Below are 2577 nucleotides of genomic sequence, written 5' to 3' on the forward strand. Positions count from 1 at the left end.
TTATCATTCTCAAAGAAACTAGAGAATCATATTGGGGCAATTTGGAACTTCATCCACGAATACAACCAACAAATCAGAAAAAAAATGGGGATTGGATAATCAGAGAGATTGTTTTCCTCTGTCCTTTACAAAAACACTACCGATGTATTGTTATTGTTTCAAAACTTGCTGTCCAAGTATTTCGACAAACAAACGAACCAGTACAAGTTTCCCCAAACGGTTAATTTGTTTGTAATTGATAGTAATCTTTAAGACACCGACTTCTCAGAGTTTGAATAACCCCATTTGTTGCTAGGTTTCGGGTATAGTACGAGCCGCACTTTCGCTTGTCTAGAGCGTATAACTCTTATCTGGTTCGAGCTAATTAATTCCTCGCATCAAGTGCTATAAAACAATAGTCCGGACAGTTTTTAGTTCGTACTCTGAAACCCTTGATTTTCCGTTGGTAGCTCGATAACCGAATCGCCTTGAAACCCTTATTCTACTGTTGGCAATCAAAAACTGTCCGAAGTATTGATAAAAGTAGTTTTTTGGTGTATATTTAATTAGGCAGTTACAGTAATTGAGCTGCGAACAATACTACGCAATACCCAATACTTCCAAATGAGATATCTTCTTCATGTGCACGAGAATTCTCTACGTAGATGGACAAAAAAATCCAAAAATATATGACCCGAACCGGCCTAGTCCCAACGTCGTGACCGGTCGCAACATGGACTGGACAACCTCGCTTAAAAGCGAGATTTGGGCATTTCCAGCAAATATGGAGCGCCAGGGGGGAACATACAATAATAATGGTGATAGTTCCTTTACGTGGACATCGAAGTACGGCAGCGTAATTACCTCCGCCTTAGACGCTTGCACTACCGACGGCATCAACACTCAGGGTTTGGTTGCCAATTTGCTGTTCCTGGTAGAATCGGACTACGAACGAAAGCCAGAGCAACCAAAATTGACAAAAAAAATGTCAACTGCGGCATGGGCGCAATACTTCCTCGATAGTTTCGCCACGGTCAAAGAGGCGGTTGAAGCGATGAAACCAGACGATTTGTTCGAGGTGGACGCGCCCGTCATACCGGACGGCAGCAATAAGAAAAGTACAGTTCACCTGTCAATTTCCGACGCAACTGGCGATTCCGCAATTTTCGAGTACGTAGGCGGCAAGCTAACCATCCACCACGGTAGAGATTATATCGTGATGACCAATTCTCCGACCTACGACAAACAACTGGCAATCAACGAATACTGGGAAAAAAAGGATGGCATGATCGTGCTGCCGGGCACTAACAACGCCTCCGATCGATTTGCCCGTTGCTCGTTTTACCTATCGGCAGTCCCGCGCGATAATGTCAACGATGCACGCACAGCTATTGCAACCACCTTTAGCATAATTCGCAGTGCCGCCGTGCCGGTTGGGATCATCGTAGACCCCGAAAAGCCCAATCTTGCTTCCACACTTTGGAGCACCGTTTCCGACCACAAGAACCTGGTTTATTACTACGCAAACGCCCGCAGTGCGAGTGTCTGTTGGATTGACCTCAAGGAATTAAATCTTGCCGATGGTTCGGGAGTGCGGAAAATCGATATGCTCGAAGAGGTCAACGGTTCCTCAGGACCGGAACCAATCGAAAAGTGGGAGCTGGGCGGCGACCTCACCGAAAAGTTTGTAGCGACCGATAAGTTTGAATTCTTGCCCTATTCCTGAAGTTTCACCGCTTCCTGGTCAGGTATAGCCTTTATCAGATAGATGAGGTATGCCAGATTCTATTTACATCAAGGTTTTCAACCTTTGATACCTCATCTTCGAGAGCGATCGCCGAGCCAAAGCTTCTGGATCGGCTTTGACAAGGCGATCGGCGTATCAACAGGGGTCGAAGTTCAATTCCCGCCATCAATGTTCTTGCAGGACGGCTTGAGGATGCTCTTTTCCAAAGCAGCCATAGGGAACATAATTCCGGGCTTTTTTGTGGGACGGTTCAGCGCATCGAACACCCTGTCCCAAAATCCTTGAATGCCGTAGTTTCCTTTAAACCGAGCCTGGTGGAGATCGTGAAAATCCGAGTCAATCAAAAATATTGACAGAGAACTGCGACCGATATTTTTTTGCTAACGTTTGCTAACAAATGTATAAGTTATACAGCCAATTGACTGGATAACCAAGGCATATCAACCAATGCCCGAAGAAAAATCCCACGAGCACCATTTAGATCTCTGTCCATTTTCTAGCCAGTTGAGGGCGATTTGATTACTCTGGCACCACCAACTTTAACAAGTTCACCCGTCCAAGAAACAGTTTTAGATGTGTATGCTTCACAACAATCAATTACAACTTTAGATTTCTCCCAAGCTTTCCACTTCAGAAAATTCTTGAATTCGTAATGGCTAAGTGTCAACATTTGTCTAACTGTTTTATTTCTCAATTTGCGACGTGATTTAGATACCATCTGCGAGGTTTCAAACGTTGGAAGTAAAATCACATCAAAATTATCAAGTAAGAATTTAGCTGAGTTATGATGCAACTCTTTGACCAAATTTTTGACCTGACATCTTAATCTATCTGCTGCTTTTTTAAATCTG

General features: G+C 43.9%; 4 protein-coding genes. 3 read left to right on the plus strand and 1 reads right to left on the minus strand.

Going from position 1 to position 2577, the window contains the following annotated elements; genetic code table 11:
- The 3 genes from ACUVJL_RS39440 to ACUVJL_RS39450 form a co-directional block, all read left to right on the plus strand.
- The coding region (locus ACUVJL_RS39440) for a hypothetical protein (RefSeq protein WP_445250796.1) at positions 1 to 224 on the plus strand (224 nt) is incomplete at its 5' end.
- Between the two features lie 395 nt (positions 225 to 619).
- Positions 620 to 1705: a linear amide C-N hydrolase gene (locus ACUVJL_RS39445; protein ID WP_445250793.1), complete on the plus strand. Its 1086-nt coding sequence runs from the start codon at positions 620 to 622 to the stop codon at positions 1703 to 1705.
- A gap of 42 nt (positions 1706 to 1747) precedes the next feature.
- Entirely contained in the window at positions 1748 to 2011 is a 264-nt protein-coding gene (locus tag ACUVJL_RS39450) for a hypothetical protein (protein WP_445250794.1), read from the plus strand.
- Between the two features lie 211 nt (positions 2012 to 2222).
- Here ACUVJL_RS39450 and ACUVJL_RS39455 read toward each other — a convergent pair.
- The coding region (locus ACUVJL_RS39455) for a zinc ribbon domain-containing protein (protein WP_445250795.1) at positions 2223 to 2577 on the minus strand (355 nt) is incomplete at its 5' end.

The organism is Microcoleus sp. OTE_8_concoct_300, assembly GCF_031383065.1.
Lineage (GTDB): Bacteria > Cyanobacteriota > Cyanobacteriia > Cyanobacteriales > Microcoleaceae > Microcoleus.

Bases quoted from the DNA above. Each gene is read 5' to 3' on its own strand.
- ACUVJL_RS39445 (WP_445250793.1), top strand. From the start codon at position 620: ATGTGCACGAGAATTCTCTACGTAGATGGACAAAAAAATCCAAAAATA.
- ACUVJL_RS39450 (WP_445250794.1), top strand. From the start codon at position 1,748: ATGAGGTATGCCAGATTCTATTTACATCAAGGTTTTCAACCTTTGATA.